Origin of the sequence: Flavobacterium sp. (assembly GCF_039595935.1) — a bacterium.
Classification (GTDB): Bacteria; Bacteroidota; Bacteroidia; order Flavobacteriales; family Flavobacteriaceae; genus Flavobacterium.
The window spans coordinates 716,786-736,149 of record NZ_JBCNKR010000004.1; the positions used below are offsets into that span (position 1 = coordinate 716,786).

Sequence of the window (19,364 nt, forward strand, 5' to 3'; positions counted from 1 at the left end):
AATTACAATTTCAACCTTATACAATTCCCATCTAATCTCATTTGAGTTAATTTTTTGATCGATAGAGTTAATTCTCGCTCTGTTCGCAGGGTAATTTTAATCAAAATTAAAAAACAAGTATGGAATTAGCAGTTACCCAACACACCATAGCCGTAAAACATGGTGTAATTTTAGAAAAATCAGATAGGGCTTTCGAAGAATTAGGTGTATTGAATCCTGCAGTATATCAAGACGGAAATAATGTTCATATGTTTTACAGAGCTGCAAAAAGAGGCAACTTTTCAACAATTGGTTATTGCAGATTAGAAGGTCCGACCACTTTAGCAGAACGTCGTACTGAACCTATTTTTGAGCCTGAATACATTTATGAAATTCATGGTGTCGAAGATCCGCGAATTACAAAAATTGATGACACCTATTATATGACGTATGTAACATACGATGGTATTAACGCATGCGGAGCCATTGCAGTTTCAAAAGATTTGACTTCATTTAAAAAGAAAGGAATTATAACGCCTAAATTTATTTTAAACGAATTCACAAACTTGGTCCGCAAACATTTACAAAACCCAAGTATAGCCAAAATATTAGCTTTTAATACCGCCAGAAGTTATCCTTTGAGCGAAACGATAAAAGAAAACTTATTTGTATGGGATAAAAACGTAGTTCTTTTTCCTAAAAAAATTAATGGAAAATTCGTGGCATTGCACCGCTTATTTCCTTCGATTCAAATAGTTTCTTTTGAAAAGAAAAAAGACCTGACGGTTGATTTTTGGAAAGAATATCTTAAAAATCTGCCGGATTATATTGTAATGGAGCCAGAATACGAACATGAAACCAGCCATATTGGTCCCGGAGCTCCGCCAATAGAAACAAAAGACGGCTGGCTTTTAATTTATCATGCTGCCGAAAAGCGCGAAAAAGGACTTGTTTATCATGCCTGCGCAGCTTTGCTGGATCTTAATAATCCTCAAAAAGTAATTGGAAAACTAACTAAACCTATTATCACGCCAGCAGAATATTATGAACGACACGGTTATGTAAATTATGTTGTATTCCCTACCGGAACAGCCATTTTTGATGACCAATTATATATTTATTACGGTGCCGCCGATGACAAGATTGCGGTGGCTTCTTTGAACCTAAACGACTTATTAACCGAACTAAAACAGAATTCCCATGAAGAAGATATCAAATAAATCGAAAATTGTTTTTCTTTCTACATTTCCACCAACACAATGTGGAATCGCAACTTATACTCAAGATACAATAAAAGGTATTACCGATGTTTTTGGTAAATCCATAACTTGTGAAATTTGCGAATTGGTCGATAAGCCAAAGGCAAACCCAACACAGGCCTTTACATTAAATACAAAAGACAAAGCAGAATACGCAAAAGTTGCCGAAGAAATTAATGATGATGAAAGTGTGAAATTAGTTCACATACAACATGAGTTTGGTTTATTTGGCGGTAATTACGGCGACTATTTATTAGATTTTTTAAATGTCATTAAAAAACCTGTTACGTATACTTTTCACAGCGTTATTCCTAACCCGAATAATGAATTACGAACTTTTGTAAAACTGCTTTTAAGCTACAGCAACTCTGTTTTTGTAATGACTAACCAGTCAAAAGAAATTTTGATAAATGACTATGATATCAATGAAGAAATAATTACTTGCGTGCCGCACGGAACTCATATTGTTATTTATGAAACTCCTGAACAGGCAAAAGAAAAATTCGGAATTAAAAATAAAATTGTTTTATCAACCTTCGGACTTTTAGGCGAAGGAAAAAATATCGAAACCGGTTTGCAGGCACTTGCAAAAATTGTCAAAACAGAACCAGATGTTCTCTACTTGATTATTGGCAGTACACACCCTAATTTAATTAAAGACGGTGTTGATACTTATCGCAGCAAACTCGAAGCTCTTGTAGACGAATTAAACTTACATGACAATGTTCGTTTCATAAATAAATATTTAGATACCGAAGAACTTTTAGACTATTTAAAAGCTACAGACATTTATTTGTTTACTTCAAAAGATCCAAACCAGGCGGTAAGCGGCACTTTTGCCTACGCAATGAGCTGCGCGTGTCCAATGGTAGCATCAAAAATCCCACATACACGAGAAGTTTTAACTTCAGACTGTGGTGTTTTAGTTGACATTGGAAACGTAGATCAATTTGCCGAACAAACTCTACAATTGATTGCCGATGAAAAGCTTAGACATGAAATGGGAATCAATGCTTTTACTAAAATGAGAGCTTCGTCTTGGGAAAATGCAGCATTAACTCACATGGATACGTATAAAAAACTGATCGAAAATCCGTCAGATATTAAATATAACTATCCGGATATTCAGTTACGCCATATCAAAAGATTAACCACAGATCTTGGTATTATACAGTTTAGCAAAATTTCGATTCCAGATCTGGAATCAGGATATACTTTAGATGACAATGCCCGCGCGTTAATTGCATTTTGTATGCACTATAAATTAACGAGAGATAAAGACGATCTTCCGTATATTTTAATTTATCTGGATTTCATCGAAAGATGCCAAAGACCAAAAGGTGATTTTATCAATTATGTCGATCAGGAAAATCGCGAACACGTAGAACAAAATGCCGAAGTTAATCTTGAAGATTCTAATGCAAGAGCAATCTGGGCATTGGGTACCGTAATTTCAAATGCTGATATCCTGCCTGAAAACATTTCGAAAAAAGCTTCAAAATGCTTTCTGGATTCCTTAAAATGGGCAGAAAATATTCAATCACCAAGAGCAATTGGCTTTGCTACAAAAGGGTTATTTTTATATCACAATGCCATTCCTAATTTATATGTTGCCGCAATTATCAATAAATTAAATGCAAAACTATTAGCAAATTACGAAGATACAGCTACAGAAAACTGGCAGTGGTTTGAAAATTATTTAACGTACGGAAACGGGATTCTGCCTGAATCAATGCTGTATGCTTATTTAATTACCAATAAACCGGTTTACAAAAAAGTAGCACTTGACTCTATGGACTTTTTAATTTCGAAAACATTTATTGATGGAAATTTCAAAGCTATTTCAAACAAAAGCTGGCTGCATAAAGATTCAGAACCAGAATTATATGGCGAACAGGCAATTGATGTTACGTACACCATTCAAACTTTAAATGCTTTTTATAACACTTTTAAAACTCCGGAATATAAAAAGAAAATGAAAGCTGCATTTAACTGGTTTTTAGGAAAAAATCACTTAAACCAAATTATGTATAATCCTGTAAGCGGTGGTGGTTATGACGGTCTTGAAAAAGATAATATAAACTTAAATCAAGGAGCAGAATCAACAGTTTGTTATCTAACTGCAAGATTATTAATGGAAAAATTTGCTTTATCTGAGCCAAAAGTTATACCTTTACTAAAATCAAGAACTGGTATCGCAATAAACTCTTAAAAATATAAATTCCAAATTCCAATTTTAGAATTAGATTTAAACGTTTGGAATTTGGAATTTCAAAAATTAGAAATTTTTTAAAAGCAATAGACTAGCCAAAATTCTATTCAACCCGGAAAATCCCTTTCTTTCTAAGAAAGGGATTTTTTGTTATGTTAAAAAATAAACAAATAAATTTGCCTATCTACTAATAGGTAGTATCTTTGTCAAAAAAATTGCAGGCATGACAACAAGAGAAAATATTGTAGACAAAGCAGATCAATTAATTCGAAATAAAGGCTACAATGCCTTTAGTTTTAAAGATATTTCAAATGATATTGGCATCAAGACAGCTTCAATTCATTATCATTTCCCTACAAAATCAGATCTTGGAGTAGCAACCATCAAAGAACATATCGCCCGATGTGTAGCTTTAAAAGAAAAAGTGGCCAATGAATCGCCTTTAACTCAACTAGAAGCTTTCTTAGAGGTACAGGCACAGATAAAAAGAGAAAATAAAGTCTGTATTGTAGGTTCATTAGCTACTGATTTGAACACTTTAGATGAATCTATAAAAGCAGAACTACAGCAATTTGCCCAAATTGTACTTAACTGGATTACTGAAATTTTAATTGAAGGAAAAAAAATGGGCATATTTGATTTTGATATTCTGCCCAGAACAAAAGCCATAATGATAATTACCAATATGATTGCCATTGTACAACTTTCAAGACTTACAAACGATGACGATTTTGAATTGGTAAGACAAACAATATTAACAGAATTAAGACCTAAAAAATAATGAAAAGAGTAGTAATAACTGGATTAGGAGCCGTAACTCCCATTGGAAATAATGTTGAGGAATATTGGAATTCATTAATTAATGGAGTAAGCGGCGCAGGTCCGATAACAAGATTCGACACCACACAATTCAAAACCAAATTTGCCTGTGAAGTTAAAAACTTTGACGCTTCACCTATTTTTGAAAAAAATGAAATTAGAAAATACGATCTTTTTACACAATATGCTTTGTATGCAGCAGATGAAGCCGTAAAACAAGCCAATATTGATTTTGATACTTTAAATAAAAACCGAATTGGAGTAATCTGGGGCTGCGGTGATGGCGGAATTTCAACTTTTGAAGAACAAATAGGCGAATATATTTCCGGAAATGGTGTGCCAAGATTTAGTCCGTTTTTCATTCCAAAAAGAATTGTCAATATTGCTTCAGGTGCGATTTCAATTAAATACGGACTTCGCGGCATTAATTATACAACTGCTGCAGCCTGTTCTGCCAGCAATACCGCAATTATAGATGCTTTCAATTACATTCGCTGGGGAAAAGCCGATATGATTATCAGCGGAGGTTCTGAAGCCTCTGTTTCAGAATCTTCTATTGGTGGTTTTAATGCTTCAAAAGCGTTATCTACTTTAAATGAAGATTATGCTAAAGCTTCACGTCCTTTTGATGTAACACGAGACGGATTTGTTTTAGGCGAAGGTGCCGGTGTTGTTATATTAGAAAGCTACGAACATGCCATAAAAAGAAACGCCATAATTTTGGCTGAAATTGTAGGCGGAGGTTTGGCTGCAGATGCTTACCACTTAACCGGAACGCATCCTGAAGGAGAAGGCGCCGTAATAGGAATGGAACTTGCTCTTGAAGAAGCCGAAATTACACCAGACCAGATTGACTATATCAATGCACACGCCACTTCTACTCCAACTGGTGATTTAAGTGAACTTAAAGCCGTAGAAAAAGTATTCGGAATAAATCCTAATGCCAATATAAGTGCTACAAAATCTATGACAGGACATTTACTTGGCGGCGCCGGAGCAATTGAAGCTATTGCCTGTATAAAAGCCGTTCAGGAGAATATTGTACCGCCTACTATTAACACTCAGAATGTTGAACCTGAATTTGCTGATAAATTTAATTTAACTCTCGGAAAAGCACAATCAAGAGTAGTTAATTATGCCATGAGTAATACTTTTGGTTTTGGCGGTCATGTAGCCAGTTCAATTTTTAAGAAATTTACAGAGTAAGAAATAGAAACGGAGTTTTTCATTTCACTGGATTTTATTCAGTAAGAACATAAAAACCTAAAATAAGAAGGGCTGTCTCGAATGTTGAGACAGCCCTTCTTTTTGTTTGCATACCAGCAACGTCAATTGATTATAAATATTGTGATTTCATGAAAATTATATAAGGCTCAAAAAAAGTTTTGTAAAGTAATTTAACAAGTATAGAAGTAACTTTCATATATCAATTAAAAAGCAGACAAAACTGTTAAATAATTGATTTACAAAACAAAATCTAACTTAAATATAAAACATTTTGATTCTCAGCTTAAAAAATACATTCGCACAAATTGGAGATGCCACATTGTTTGCCAAAAGATTTTTTAAGGAAGTTTTTATACCTCCTTATGAGGTCAGGGAATTTTTAAAACAATGTTATTACATTGGTTACAAATCACTGCCTTTGGTAGCGATAACCGGTTTTATCATGGGATTAGTTCTTACGCTTCAGTCAAGACCAACTCTGGTAAAATTTGGTGCCGAAAGCTGGCTTCCCGGAATGGTGGCACTTTCTTTAATTAGAGAAATTGCGCCAGTTATAACCGCTTTAATCTGCGCCGGAAAAATTTCATCCGGAATAGGTGCAGAGTTAGGATCCATGAAAGTAACAGAACAAATTGATGCCATGGAAGTATCTGCTATTAATCCATACAATTATCTTGTAGTGACCAGGATTTTAGCCTGTACGCTAATGGTGCCTATACTGGTGTTTTTTGCCGATGCCATTGGTATTGTTGGCGGTTATGTTGGAATAAACATTCATGGTGATGTCAATTTCTATCGCTATTTAACGCAGATAATTCAGTCTTTAGAATTTTCAGATCTGATTCCGGCTACTATTAAAACATTCTTCTTCGGCTATTTCATTGGAATGATTGGCTGTTATAAAGGATTTAATGCCTCAAACGGAACTGAAAGTGTAGGACGCGCTGCCAACTCAGCGGTAGTTACAGCTTCTTTAAGCATATTTATTATCGATATGGTCGCAGTACAATTAACTGATTTAATTTATTAAAGATGATTAAAGAAGAGAAAAATATTGAACCAAAATCAAAGGATAAAAAACAGACTCCAATCATTATGATTAAGGATCTGCATAAAACTTTTGGTAAAGACAACGAAGTTTTAAAAGGTGTAAATCTAACCGTAAACAAAGGCGAAGATTTAGTGATTTTAGGCCGTTCTGGTTCAGGGAAATCGGTTACGATAAAATGTATCGTGGGATTAATCGAACCGGACCAGGGCGAAATAAAAGTTTTTGACGAAAATGTATTGAATCTTTCAAAAGAAGAATTAAACAAAATACGCGTAAAAATTGGTTTCCTGTTTCAAAGTGCCGCCTTATACGATTCAATGTCAGTTCGCGAAAATCTGGCCTTTACACTTAAAGCCCATAGAAGAGATTTAACTGCTGAAGAAGTTGAAAAAGAAGTTTTGGAAGCACTTGAAAATGTTGGTTTAAGCGATGCCGTTGATAAAATGCCATCTGAATTATCAGGCGGAATGCGAAAGAGAATCGGCCTTGCCAGAACCTTGATTTTAAAACCTGAAATCATTTTATACGACGAGCCAACAACAGGTTTAGATACCATTACTTCAAGAGAAATCAGTGAATTGATTCTCGATATAAAACACAAACAAAAAACGTCGTCTATCATTATTACACATGATATGGCTTGTGCCAAAATGACGGCAGATAGAATAATGGTTCTAAAAGACGGTGTAATTCATGCCGAAGGAACTTATGAAGAACTGGAAAAAGATGAAGACGAATGGGTACGCTCATTTTTTGAATAAAGCAAAATAAATAGTAGAAATCATGGAGAAGCAATCTGGATATACTTGGAAATTAGGAATGTTTGTAGCAGGGGGACTGTTACTTTTTATAATGGCCATTTATTTTATTGGAAAACAAAAAAATTTATTTGGTTCAACATTTCACATCACATCAAAATTTAAAACGGTAAGCGGTTTAGAAGTTGGAAACAACGTTCGTTTCTCGGGCATAAATATCGGAACTGTTGAGGAAATCAGGCTAATTAATGATTCATCAGTTGTTGTGGCGATGGTCATAAAAGATGAAGTTCGCGAATTTATAAAAACAGATGCCCGCGCCAGCATTGGATCAGACGGATTAATGGGCGACAAAGTGCTTACGATTACTCCAGGCGTAAAATCGACAAAAGTCGTAGAAAACAACGGAGCTATTGCCTCTATTAACGGAATCGAAATGAACGATATTATGAAAAGCGTTAAAAAGAGCGTTGACAACATAGGCGTTATTTCTGATGAGCTGGCCATTTTCAGCCACAGTATGAATAACGGAAACGGGGCTCTTGCAAGATTAGTCCGCGATGATAAAATGGCCAACAGCGTTTCTAATACCCTTTCAAATCTGGAAACCGGAACAAAAGGTTTCAGCGAAAACATGGAAGCCGCAAAAAGCAATTTCCTTTTTAGAGGATATTTCAAGAAAAAAGAAAAGGAGAAAGAGAAAAAACAGGAAGAAATAAAAGAGAAAAAAGAAGAAAAGGAAAAAGCGGCTAAAGAAGAGAAAGAAAAACAAGAAAAAGCCAAAGAAGAAAAGAAGCAGGAAGAAACTAAAAAAGAGCCTGAAAAAAAATAAACATAAAATTTCAACGCCATGAAAGCCTCATTTAAAGATATAAGCCTTAAAATCCTGAAATGGACAGGAATAGTAATAGCAGGAATTCTGCTTTTACTTTTTTTACTTCCTATTATGTTTCCGGGTAAAATTGCTTCGGAAGTTAAGAAAATCGCAAACGAACGTTTAGACACCAAATTAGATTTTTCTAAGTCTAAACTTTCGTTTTTTACTCATTTTCCGTCGCTTACCGTTTCGCTTGATGACATGTCAGTGACAGGTTCTGCACCGTTTAGAAATGATACTTTATTAAAAGCAGATCAGGTTGCCTTTGGAATAAACCTGAAAAGACTTCTTTTTGACAGTGAAGTAAAAATCAATAAATTGTATGTTTCTAATGCCTTAATAAATGTAATGGTAAATGAAAAAGGACAAGCCAATTACAATATTTATGTAGCACCCGAAGATCGAAAAAATGAAAAAGAAGATCCAAATGCTCCCGAAGAAGGAACAGCCATAAAACTGGAACGAATTGATCTCGAAAACTGTCATGTAAAATACAACGATCGTTCGGCAAAAGTTCTGGTCGACGCCAAAGGTTTTAATTACATAGGAAAAGGAAATCTAAGCGATGATATCTTTGATCTGAATACCGATGCTAAAATTGATACGCTGGATTTTTATTATAACAGAACAGCCTATTTGAGAAAAAAAGCCGTTAGAGCCGATTTAATTACCCGAATTAATACGCATGCGCTTTCGTTTATTCTTCAAAAAAACGAATTAAAAATCAACGAATTACCACTAAAATTTACCGGTTTATTTACCATTTTAAGAGACGGTTACAAAATCAATATCAAAGCTGCTTCAGAAAATACAACCGTTAAAGATCTGCTTTCTGTAATGCCGCCGGAATATTTAACCTGGCTGGATAAAACAGAAATTTCCGGTCGAAGTGATCTTGTAGTTTCTTTTAAAGGCGATTATAATGTTCCCAAAAAACAAAAACCAAATTTAGCATTCAATTTAAAAGTTAAGGATGGTGCGGTAAATTATCAGGGTGCACCTGTTCCGTTAAACGATTTTCAAATGGATTTGAATGCAATTCTTCCTTCGCTGGATCAGGAACAATTATTGGTAAACCTAAGAACCTTACGATTTAAAGTAGGTGAAAAAGATTATTTCAATGCATATCTGCACAGCAAAGGTTTGAGTGAAATGAACATTAATGCCAGCGTAAAAGGTGCCCTTGACCTTGCCGTTGTTGATGCTGCACTTGGCTTGAATACTATTGATTTAAAAGGAATTTTAAAAACCAATATTCAGGCACGCGGGCTTTTCAGCACTTCAAAAAAATTATTTCCTAAAACAATTGGCGGTATTTCGCTTAGAAACGGATGGCTGAAAACAGACTCCTACCCTAACCCAATTACAGATATTACGTTTATTGCCAATGTTTTAAACAAAGCCGGAACGTATGAAGATTTAATTGTGGCCGTTGCGCCCGCTTCGTTTGTTTTTGAAGGAAACCCGATGTATGTAAATGCTACATTATCAGATTTTAATGATTTGGCTTATAATGCAAAAATCAAAGGCGAATTGAATGTTGGCCGAATCTATCAGGTATTTTCTCAAAAAGGTGTTGATATAACCGGCTACGCCAAAGCTGATTTATCCCTTAAAGGAAAACAAAGCTACGCCACAACCGGACAATATGATAAACTGGATAATCGCGGCACAATTCTCCTAAAGAATATCAAGGCAACGTCAGAATTATTTCCAAAAGCTTTTTTCATTAAACAAGGAAATTTCCGTTTTCAAAATGAAAAAATGTGGTTTGAGAAATTCAATGCTTCTTACGGAAAATCAGATTTTGATATTAACGGATATCTTTTAAACACCATTAATTACTTTTTGGAATCTCACGGAACGTTAAGCGGAAACTTCAACTTAAAATCTAAACTCATTAATGTTGATGAATTTATGGCGCTCGAAAAAGGCGAAAATAAAGACCGAAAACTCGAAGTTGATTATGCCAAAGAAGATCATCCAAAAATGAGCGGCGTAGTTATGGTGCCAGGAAATTTGAATGTTTCGCTTATCGCAAATGCTGATAAAGTCGAATATAACGGATTGAGCTTAAATAAACTTAACGGAAAAGTGGGAATCTCAAAAGGCGGTTTTTATTTAGAAAATACAACATTTAATATTATTGATTGTATTCTTGGAGTCAATGCTGGATACAAAGACGAAACACCAACTTCTGCCCATTTTGATGCTCATTTTACAGCCAAAGATTTTAGCGTACAACGCGCTTACAAAGAAATTCCGATGTTTCATGATATGGTTACGGCTGCCGAAAAAGCACAGGGAATTATTTCTGTCGACTATAAAATAAAAGGTGATTTAAACGGAAATATGGGACCAATTTATGAATCACTCGAAGGAGGCGGAACAATTAATCTGCGCGATGTAAAAATTAAAGGTTTGAAATTATTTGAAAGCGTAGGTTCTCAAACCGGACAAAAAAGTTTAGACGATCCTAAAATGGAAGGAATTGAAATTAAATCAACTATTGATAATAATCTGATTTCTATTGAGCCTTTTACATTTAGCGTTGCCAGTTTTAAACCAACAATCAAAGGAACCACAAGTTTTGACGGACTTCTCGATTTAAGAATGCGTTTAGGACTTCCTCCAGGCGGAATTATTGGTTTCCCGATTGTAATTACCGGAACACACGAAGATCCAAAAATTAAAATTTTCAGTAAAACAGGTCAAAAAATTATTGGAGCTGTTTATGATGAAAAGAATAATAAAGTGATAAAAAAAGAAAAAGCAAGTAAGAAAAAATCTTAATATAAGTACAATGAAAAAGAAGAAACAAAATGGCCCAAGTGCTTTTGAAAAATTTGCTTCAAAAGTTTCAAAAGCTGCCGGAAGCACTGCTGCTTTCATCGGCGCTTTTACAATTGTGCTGGTGTGGGCAGTTTCAGGACCTTTTTTTGATTATTCTGAAACATGGCAGCTGGTTATCAATACCGGAACGACAATTATTACCTTTTTAATGGTTTTCTTAATTCAGAAAGCACAAAATAAAGATTCACTTGCCATTCAGCTAAAATTAAATGAATTAGTAGCTTCTAATGAACGCTCGAGTAATAGTTTGGTCGATATCGAAAACATGACCGAGGAAGAAATGGTTATCATTCAAAAATATTACCATCGTTTAGCTGAACTCGCCAAAAAAGACGAAGGCATAAGAACATCGCACTCTATTGCCGAAGCACATTCGCAGCACGAGTACAAAGATAAAAACCGAAGCAAAAATCACGCAGCCCGTAACACTACTAAAAAATGAAATTACGCTCTACAGAAACTTTTTGGCCTCTAATAAGCGCCATGAATACCAGTTATCCTTCTATAGATTCAGATATTAATACCGAAATCTTAATTATTGGCGGAGGAATAACAGGCGCTTTAATGGCCTATAAATTAATTACCGCAGGAAAAAAAATAGTATTAGTTGACCGTCGCGACATAGCCAACGGAAGTACAGCCGCAAGTACCGCTTTACTTCAATATGAAATTGATGTTCCGCTGCATCAGCTTATAAAACTTAGAGGCGAAAAATGTGCTGTTGACAGTTACAGAAATGGTAAAAAAGCAATTTTTGATCTTCGCAATATTATTGATACGGTAGAAAGTGACTGCGGTTTTGAATTCAAAAAAAGCATTTATTTTACTTCATACAAAAAAGACATTCCGTTTTTAAAAAACGAATTCAAAGCCCGTAAACAATATGATTTTGATGTAACCTGGCTTAATAAATTTGATCTGGAAAAAATGGGGCTAAATGGTCTTGCAGCCATAGAATCTAAAACAGCTGCCGTTATGGATCCGTTTAGACTGGCAAGTGATTTATTGTATTACTGTTATCAAAACGGAATGAAAGTTTTTGACCGCACCAATATTACTTCTGTTCAAAAGCAAAAAGGAAAATGTATTGCGCATACCGAAAATGGTTTTAACATAACAGCCGATCATGTAATACGCTGCAGCGGTTACGAAAGCACTGAAACAGTCGAAGAAAAAATTGTCGATTTAAAAAGCACATATGCTCTGGCTTCTGAAGCTGTGCCTGAAATTCCCACAATACTAAAAAATGCCGTAATCTGGGATACCTCTTCGCCTTACTATTATTATCGCGCTACTTCAGACAATCGAATTATTATGGGCGGAGGCGACGAAGAATTTAGAGACACCAATAAACGCGACAAATTAATTCCTAAAAAAGAAGCATCATTAATGAGACAGTTTAAAAGACGATTCCCGAACGTGACTTTTAAACTGGATTATTCCTGGGCCGGAACTTTTGGCGAAACCAAAGACGGACTTCCTTATTTTGGAAAACCGGACCCGAATAAAAATGAACATTATGTTTTAGGTTTCGGCGGTAACGGAATTACCTTCAGCGTTATGGCTATGAATTCCATCGTTGATTCTATCAAAAATAAAAACAATCCGGATTTGGAGTATTATAGGTTTGGGCGTTGAAAAAGATACTAAGATGCTAAGGTTCTAAGCTGCTAAGAAAAAACTTTGAATCTTAGCATCTCAGAACCTCAAAAACTCAGAAACTTTAAACAACCAACTCCATCTGAATATTACAACGCTTATAAGGCGTTTCCAAACCAAAAACTTTTTCAAAACCTAGTTTGTAGTATAAATTTATGGCCGGTTTTAAGATCGTATTGCTTTCCAGATAAATCTTTTTTGCTCCTAAATCTTTTGCTTTTTCAACTATTGCCTGGCCCAACAACCAGCCAATGTTTTTTCCTTGTGCTTTTGGTGAAACGGCCATTTTTGCCATTTCAAAATCATAATCGTGAACATTTGTTTTTATGAGTGCGCAAACACCTACAGGCTCATTATCGTATAAAGCCACCAAAATTTTTCCACCTTTGTTCAAAATATATTCATCCGGATTATCGAGAGCTTTATAGTCTGCTTCTTCCATTTCAAAATAAGTCGAAATCCATTCTACATTTAGCGCTCTAAAAGCTTCCTGATATTCAGGTTTGTATTCTACAATTTTGACGTCTTTACTCTCGCGGATTTTTTTCTGATCGCTTACTCTTTTAAACATCGATTTTTGCTCTAATAAAAATTCCCATTCTTCAAGAGCAGCCCAAAGATTGTGTTTAGATTCAGAAATTAAGGTATCCATCGCTACTTCAATATCTCTCAATTGTTGTTTGATTTTCTGAGAAAGTAAAAGCCCTTTTTCAGTTAAAACAACATTGTTTTTTCGTTTATCATCCGTTTTACTTTCCTGAACAATCCCTGCAGTAATCATCTCCTGAATAATTTTACTCACAGATGGCTGTGAATGTCCAATTTCATTAGCTATTTCGGTAATAGTCAGTTCGCGGTCTTCAGTAAGCGTATAAAAAACCGGAAACCATTTCGGAACAAAATCTACACCATACAACTCATAAATTTTAGCAGCATCATCAGTAATTACTGCCGTCATTAATCGCAAACGGCTCCCCAAAGCCGATTTTCCAACTTTATTAAAAAATTCCATATTATAATTAATTATATAACTAGTTATACAAATGTATAAAAAAAAACTTTTTTGGCAAAAGATTTTTTTAGCGACAAAGGTTCAAAGTAACAAAGCGACAAAGAGTTTAAACTTTGTGACTCTGTTTCTTTGAACCTTTGTCTCTTTTCAAAAAAAACTAAGATCCCAAGTATGGAGCCTCTAAAACTTTTAGAACCTCAGCAACTCAAGATCTTAGCACTTTAAAAAACTAAGACTCTAAATCCTAAAAACCAAGAAATTATCTTAGTTTCTTAGTAACTTAGAATCTCAGTACTGTATATATTTTTTTTAGGTTCAGAGATACAAAGCTGCAGAGGTTCAAAGGTTTATTCTTTGTTTCTTTATCCTGAATTTAAGTTTCTAAACTTAAACCTCTGCGACTTTGTACTGTATATATAATGCTGTAATAGCTAACGATTATCTTTTTTTAAAGGGACAGAGATTCAAAGTTGCAAGGGTTCAAAGGTTTTATTCCCAAAGCTTTAAGTTTTATATCTTTCCCGTAAAATCTTTGTTCCTTTGTCACTTTGTCACTTTGTCCATTTCAGCCTTTGAACCTTACGCCGTTATAGCCATCGGATTCAAATTAAATTTATATTCTTTCGGACTACAGTTAAATTTTTGTTTGAAGATTTTAGAAAAATAACTTCTGCTTGTAAAACCAATGCAGTACACGATTTCTGAAATATTCAAATCAGAAGTTCTGATCAAAATTTCGGCTTTTAAAACACGCATATGTGTAATATAATCATTTACAGTTCGGTTGTGAATCATTTTAAAACCTTCCTGAAGTTTATTTGGAGAAAGCCCGGATTTTTTGCTTAGAGATTTTATTGTAAAAGCTTCTTCCGGATTTGCTTTTATGGTTTCAGAAAGTTCTTTTATTTCTTCCATTTCTCTTAAACTCAAACAATTTGTTTCTTTTGTAAAGGCATTCAAATCATCTGTATGCTGCTGAATTTCCATAGCAAGAATGATTCTCAAAATTCCTTCTTTTAGCAAATTTCTAACCACTCCGGTTTGTGTAATGGCATTTAATTGTTCTATTTTTTCACCTATTTTTAAATTATAAGAACCGGCATAAAAGAATTCTTCCTTTAAGTTTTCCTGAAAAAAAGTTTCGCGAACCATTTGGCTTAAAGAGTTTGCCTGACCTGGCTGCGATTGAGTGCCTACAATTATTAAAGTAAATTTTGTTTTTTTATCTTTTTCAAAATACAATACATTGTCTTTATTTAATTTTGAAGTGGCAACTGCAGTTTGAAAAGTTTTTAATTTATGTTCTTCACCATTAATGCCAAAACTATGCGAAAGATTACCTTTAGAACAATAAGCAAAATATATTGGTGATGCTTTTTCGCTGATAACGTTCATTTTTACATCTGCCGAAAAAGTCATATCAAACTGAACATAAGAAATATCATCACTAAAAGAGGCTCCGCTGATAAATCCTTTTACAAAATTATTATTTACTTCAAGTTTATATTCATCAACATCAAAAGTTACTTTTCCTCCTAAGTTTGTGTTTAATTCTTCAAATATGTTTTGAATTTTCTCTGTATGTATAGTAACTATTTTCATTTTTTTTGATTTTAATTCAGTAATTTTAAAGTAGGATTCTTAACCGCATTATTACGTTTAAAAAGCATTTTCAAAGTTCGTTCAATCGCCAGCCAAAAATGTTATATAATTTCTCACAATTGTTTTATAATTACTTATCTATGATAATTGTAACTCAAATAAAATATTTCTTAATTCAATAAATGAAAAGCTATTCGTTTTCTCCTATAAGTTCAGAAGATTCTAAAATATTGATTTTAGGCACAATGCCCGGTACTAAATCATTAGAACTGAATCAATATTACGGACACAGCCAAAATAATTTCTGGAAGTTTTTATTTGCTATTTTTAATGAAGATTTCTCAGCAGATTATGAAAATAAAAAAGCCCTTTTACTTAAAAATCAAATTGCACTTTGGGATGTTCTGCAATATTGTGACCGGGTTGGAAGTTTAGACAGTGCTATTAAAAATGAAATCGCCAATGATTTTGAAACATTTCTAAAACAACATCCAAAAATAAATACCATATTATTTAACGGACAAAAAGCGGCGGCTTTCTTTAAAAAATATGTTCATATAAAAAAAGACTATACACTTATTACACTTCCATCGACAAGTCCGGCAAATGCTGGTAAAACTTTTCAGTCAAAATTAGATGAATGGAAAATTATCAGCTCATTGTGATATATAGTTAATAGTCACGATTAGAGGAATAGAAAAAAAAGATGAAGCAATTCATGATTAAAATAAATTTGAGGATTCTTGCCGATAAAAAATTAAATGTTGAAATAATATAACTTTTGAACTTTAAAATATAACACGAAATTTCTCAACATACTATAATTTTACAATTAAGAAATCAAAGCCAGAATTTAGAAGGATTGATGAAGAAAAGGCTTTTTAAAATTATAGATATTACTAAGACAAACTTATTACAAGTTTAGATTATAAAAAGAACATTGGTTATGTTAGTTTATTTTTGAGAAAAAAGCTATTCTAAATTTTTAGGGTAGCTTTCTTTTTTTAATTTTAATACAAATATCCTAACTATGAAAATTCAAACCTATTACAACCACATTCGGTTTTATACTCCGCATCATTTTGTGTATTATCCGGTTTTAACTGTGTTTCTTGTGTTTAGTATTTATTTTGCCTTTACAACTCCGGATACTCTTATTTGGTCTTTTATAAGTGCAGTTTGGGTGTTTTTATTCTGTTTGGCTTTTATGCTTCGCCAGCATTACGCCCTAATTCTACAAAACCGAATTGTACGCCTGGAACTTCGCTATCGTTTCTTTACTTTAACCGGAAAAAGGTTAGAAGAATTTGAACACAAACTCACTGACGATCAAATCTTTGCACTTAGATTTGCACCAGATGATGAAATTCTTCCGCTGCTAGACGATGCCTTAAAAAATAACCTGAGCGGAGATGCTATAAAAAAAGCAATCGTACACTGGCGTGCTGATTATAACAGAGTTTAAGTTATTTTAGATTGTTGATTTTAGATTTTAGATTCTGTTTTTGGCTTTTTATAATTAAAGAGAATATAAAACATAAATATATCCAGCCATACAATCGCTAATACGACAAAAAATATTGGCAAAATATTAGGATGCAGATAATTGGGTTCGTAAAAGTAACGTTCTAAAGTCTGAAATTTTTCGTTTAGTTTTTTTCTGTCAAAGTAATTTTCGATTCCATTTAAACGTCTTTCCTGATTTTTAGCGTAGTAAAAAATCTGCGAAGTCAATCTCTTAGGAACAATACTGGATTGAATATTATATTTTTTAAATAAAGTATCCAGTTTTTGAAATTGATTTTTTAGCGAATCCTGCTTAAATTTATACAACAAATTATATCGCTTTACGGCTGTTTCATATTGCTGTTTCTCAATTGGCAGATCATTTATTGGTTTGTAGAGTGATTTATTTTCAAGAAAAATACAAATATCCTTGTCGTATTCGGGGCTGACTTCAACACCTTTAAAAATGATTTGTGTGCTGTCTCCAACAACATTTTTTTTAATAATTCGCTCTTTTACGATATTGATATCCAATCCCGTAAAATCAAAAATAGAATCTGTTTTTTTAGCGACTTTGTTATACGTTTCAGTTAAAACTTTGAGTGTATCAATGCTGTAATAAGTCGTTTCGATATTAAACTGATCGTGATAAAGCAATACTTGTTTTTCTTCTTTAATTACCGGATAAGGTTTTGGGTATAAGATATTTTCGTAATTAAAAAGTCTTTCAGAATAATACGAAGTGTAATTGTATAAAAACGGATTTAGAACATTCAGCAGTTCTTTGTCTTTATTATAACTTTTTTCAGATAGTTCACTTTTCAATTTTGCATTTTGTCCAAAACTAAAGCTTATGAAAAAAGTTAGAGAGGCAAACGACAACACTAAAAGTACAAACCCAATCTGAAGCAGTTTTCCAAAAGAATATTGCTGTCTGGCATGATTCTTCAGCAAAAAAATCAGAAAGAAAAACAAGAAAAAACAGGTTACAAAAAAGTGGGAAATCGAAATATCATCATAAAACTTAAACCTGTAAAACTCCGAATAGATATCAATTTTTTTAATGCCTTCAAATGTAAAATAGCCGTATAAAAAATATGCTAAATGTATAATTGCTAAAATAATAAAAGACTTAACGAAGTATTGTTTTAGAGTTTTATTCATATTTCAAGGTTTATATTCAAATATAGTCAATGGTAATGAGAATATCAATGACAATTTCAATGTCAATTGCAATTGTAGTGGTGATTTTGTTATTTAAAATCCAAAAGAAAACGTATTTAACTGAAAACCAAAATAATAACTCTCAACAAATCGATATGTATGAAATTTTTTACTAACTTTAGTTGTTAAAAATTCATTAATAAACCTAACAATCAATCCCATGAAAAAATTAGTTTATTTTTTGATATTACCCCTTTCCTATTTTTCGGTTAATGCACAAACCACAGCCGAAATAACCGAAGAAAATACTTTAACCGAAATTCAAAACATTGACAGAAAAATGCTGAATTATCAGGATGACGATCTGCCCTGGCACGGGCGTCGATTTAAAGTTACAGCCGGTGCATTTTTTCCTGTAAACAATACCGAAATTGAAGTTAACGGAACAAACGGAAATATCGGAACCGATATTGATTTTGAAAAAGATTTAGGTTTTCAAAATAATACCGTTTCTTTTTTCGGAACTTTTGAATGGCGTGCTTCACGCAGATCACGTTTTAATCTGGAATATTTTTATTTAAAAAGATCTTCAGAAAAAACACTTCAAAAAGAAATCAACTTTCAGGATCATACTTATCCTGTCGATGCAAGAGTTTCGGCTTTTATGGATAATGAAATGATTCGGTTTGCCTATGGATATGCTATCGTTTCGAAACCCAAATATGAGTTGGGTTTATTGATTGGTGCGCATGTAATGCTTGCCGATGTTGGAATGCGATTAGAAGCTAATACTCAGGCGTTAGAATATCACGATAATGTCGATTTTACTGCACCTTTACCTGACATTGGAATTTGGGGTGAGTTTGTGCTTGGAAGAAAAGTAGGTTTATATGCAAACGTAAATTATTTTGCCCTTAAAGTTAACGATATTGATGGTCGAATTATCAGTTATAATTTATCGGTTTTGTATAATGTCTATAAAAATTTTAGTTTGACTGCGGGATATACTGGTTTAAATATTAGAGTAGATGTTACCAGACCAAGAATTGATGGTTTCTTTAAATGGGGTTACAATGGCCCTACTTTAGCAGCAACGTATAGTTTTGGAAACCATGTGAAGTTTTATAAGCATTAAATTTTTGTTTAAAGTTTTAAGTTTCAGGTTCCTATAGGAATTTAAAATTTAACCGCAAAGTTCGCTAAGTTTTTTACGCAAAGCACACTAAGGTTTTTTGATAAGCTGCATTTACAATGCTAAAGTTCGCAAAGCTTTATCAACACAAAGCTTTGAGAACTTTGCCGTTTTATAAAACCCTACATATTAAAAAATCTTAGCGCCCTTTGCGTAAAAAACTTAGCACTATTTGCGGTAAAAAAAATTATGCA

General features: G+C 33.5%; 16 protein-coding genes. 13 read left to right on the forward strand and 3 right to left on the reverse strand.

The genetic code is table 11. The features are described 5' to 3' along the window. The first annotated feature begins 119 nt into the window (after positions 1–119). The 10 genes from ABDW27_RS03175 (at position 120) to ABDW27_RS03220 (ending at position 12,673) form a co-directional block, all read left to right on the forward strand. Complete coding sequence (locus ABDW27_RS03175; protein WP_343694608.1) at positions 120–1,199, forward strand: pesticidal protein Cry7Aa; 1,080 nt, start codon at positions 120–122, stop codon at positions 1,197–1,199. Continuing rightward, positions 1,180–3,450 (forward strand): glycosyltransferase, encoded by a 2,271-nt coding sequence (locus ABDW27_RS03180; protein ID WP_343694609.1) that lies wholly within the window; start codon positions 1,180–1,182, stop codon positions 3,448–3,450. Before ABDW27_RS03175 ends, ABDW27_RS03180 begins: the two co-directional genes overlap by 20 nt. A 223-nt stretch (positions 3,451–3,673) precedes the next feature. Further along, entirely contained in the window at positions 3,674–4,231 is a 558-nt protein-coding gene (locus ABDW27_RS03185) for a TetR/AcrR family transcriptional regulator (RefSeq protein WP_343694610.1), read from the forward strand. Further along, entirely contained in the window at positions 4,231–5,475 is a 1,245-nt protein-coding gene (gene fabF / locus ABDW27_RS03190; protein ID WP_343694611.1) for a beta-ketoacyl-ACP synthase II, read from the forward strand. The genes ABDW27_RS03185 and fabF overlap by 1 nt, the downstream gene beginning before the upstream one ends. A 292-nt stretch (positions 5,476–5,767) precedes the next feature. Further along, the gene (locus ABDW27_RS03195) at positions 5,768–6,526 is read left to right on the forward strand and encodes an ABC transporter permease (RefSeq protein WP_343694612.1); all 759 of its coding nucleotides are present in this window, start codon (positions 5,768–5,770) and stop codon (positions 6,524–6,526) included. 2 nt (positions 6,527–6,528) lie between these two features. Beyond that, positions 6,529–7,308 (forward strand): ATP-binding cassette domain-containing protein, encoded by a 780-nt coding sequence (locus tag ABDW27_RS03200; protein WP_343694613.1) that lies wholly within the window; start codon positions 6,529–6,531, stop codon positions 7,306–7,308. A gap of 22 nt (positions 7,309–7,330) precedes the next feature. Further along, a complete protein-coding gene (locus ABDW27_RS03205) occupies positions 7,331–8,137 on the forward strand; it encodes an MlaD family protein (RefSeq protein WP_343694614.1) in 807 nt (268 codons plus the stop codon). An 18-nt stretch (positions 8,138–8,155) separates the two neighbouring features. Continuing rightward, positions 8,156–10,975: an AsmA family protein gene (locus tag ABDW27_RS03210; RefSeq protein WP_343694615.1), complete on the forward strand. Its 2,820-nt coding sequence runs from the start codon at positions 8,156–8,158 to the stop codon at positions 10,973–10,975. Positions 10,976–10,985: 10 nt separating this feature from the next. Beyond that, positions 10,986–11,477: a low affinity iron permease family protein gene (locus ABDW27_RS03215; RefSeq protein WP_343694616.1), complete on the forward strand. Its 492-nt coding sequence runs from the start codon at positions 10,986–10,988 to the stop codon at positions 11,475–11,477. Beyond that, positions 11,474–12,673, forward strand: a complete 1,200-nt coding sequence (locus ABDW27_RS03220; RefSeq protein ID WP_343694617.1) for an FAD-binding oxidoreductase — start codon at positions 11,474–11,476, stop codon at positions 12,671–12,673. The genes ABDW27_RS03215 and ABDW27_RS03220 overlap by 4 nt, the downstream gene beginning before the upstream one ends. A gap of 85 nt (positions 12,674–12,758) precedes the next feature. Here the strand turns inward: ABDW27_RS03220 and ABDW27_RS03225 are convergent, their stop codons facing one another. Both ABDW27_RS03225 and ABDW27_RS03230 read right to left on the reverse strand, forming a co-directional pair. Further along, the gene (locus tag ABDW27_RS03225) at positions 12,759–13,706 is read right to left on the reverse strand and encodes a bifunctional helix-turn-helix transcriptional regulator/GNAT family N-acetyltransferase (RefSeq protein WP_343694618.1); all 948 of its coding nucleotides are present in this window, start codon (positions 13,704–13,706) and stop codon (positions 12,759–12,761) included. A gap of 579 nt (positions 13,707–14,285) precedes the next feature. Continuing rightward, positions 14,286–15,308, reverse strand: a complete 1,023-nt coding sequence (locus ABDW27_RS03230; protein ID WP_343694619.1) for an AraC family transcriptional regulator — start codon at positions 15,306–15,308, stop codon at positions 14,286–14,288. Between the two features lie 182 nt (positions 15,309–15,490). Between ABDW27_RS03230 and ABDW27_RS03235 the strand changes: the two genes are divergently transcribed. Next, the gene (locus tag ABDW27_RS03235; RefSeq protein ID WP_343694620.1) at positions 15,491–15,973 is read left to right on the forward strand and encodes a DNA-deoxyinosine glycosylase; all 483 of its coding nucleotides are present in this window, start codon (positions 15,491–15,493) and stop codon (positions 15,971–15,973) included. 365 nt (positions 15,974–16,338) lie between these two features. Next, on the forward strand, positions 16,339–16,773 hold the full coding sequence (locus ABDW27_RS03240) for a DUF6526 family protein (protein WP_343694621.1): 435 nt from the start codon (positions 16,339–16,341) through the stop codon (positions 16,771–16,773). 20 nt (positions 16,774–16,793) lie between these two features. Here the strand turns inward: ABDW27_RS03240 and ABDW27_RS03245 are convergent, their stop codons facing one another. Then, on the reverse strand, positions 16,794–17,978 hold the full coding sequence (locus tag ABDW27_RS03245; protein WP_343694622.1) for a hypothetical protein: 1,185 nt from the start codon (positions 17,976–17,978) through the stop codon (positions 16,794–16,796). 220 nt (positions 17,979–18,198) lie between these two features. Between ABDW27_RS03245 and ABDW27_RS03250 the strand changes: the two genes are divergently transcribed. Next, positions 18,199–19,113: a hypothetical protein gene (locus tag ABDW27_RS03250; RefSeq protein ID WP_343694623.1), complete on the forward strand. Its 915-nt coding sequence runs from the start codon at positions 18,199–18,201 to the stop codon at positions 19,111–19,113. Positions 19,114–19,364 lie beyond the last annotated feature (251 nt).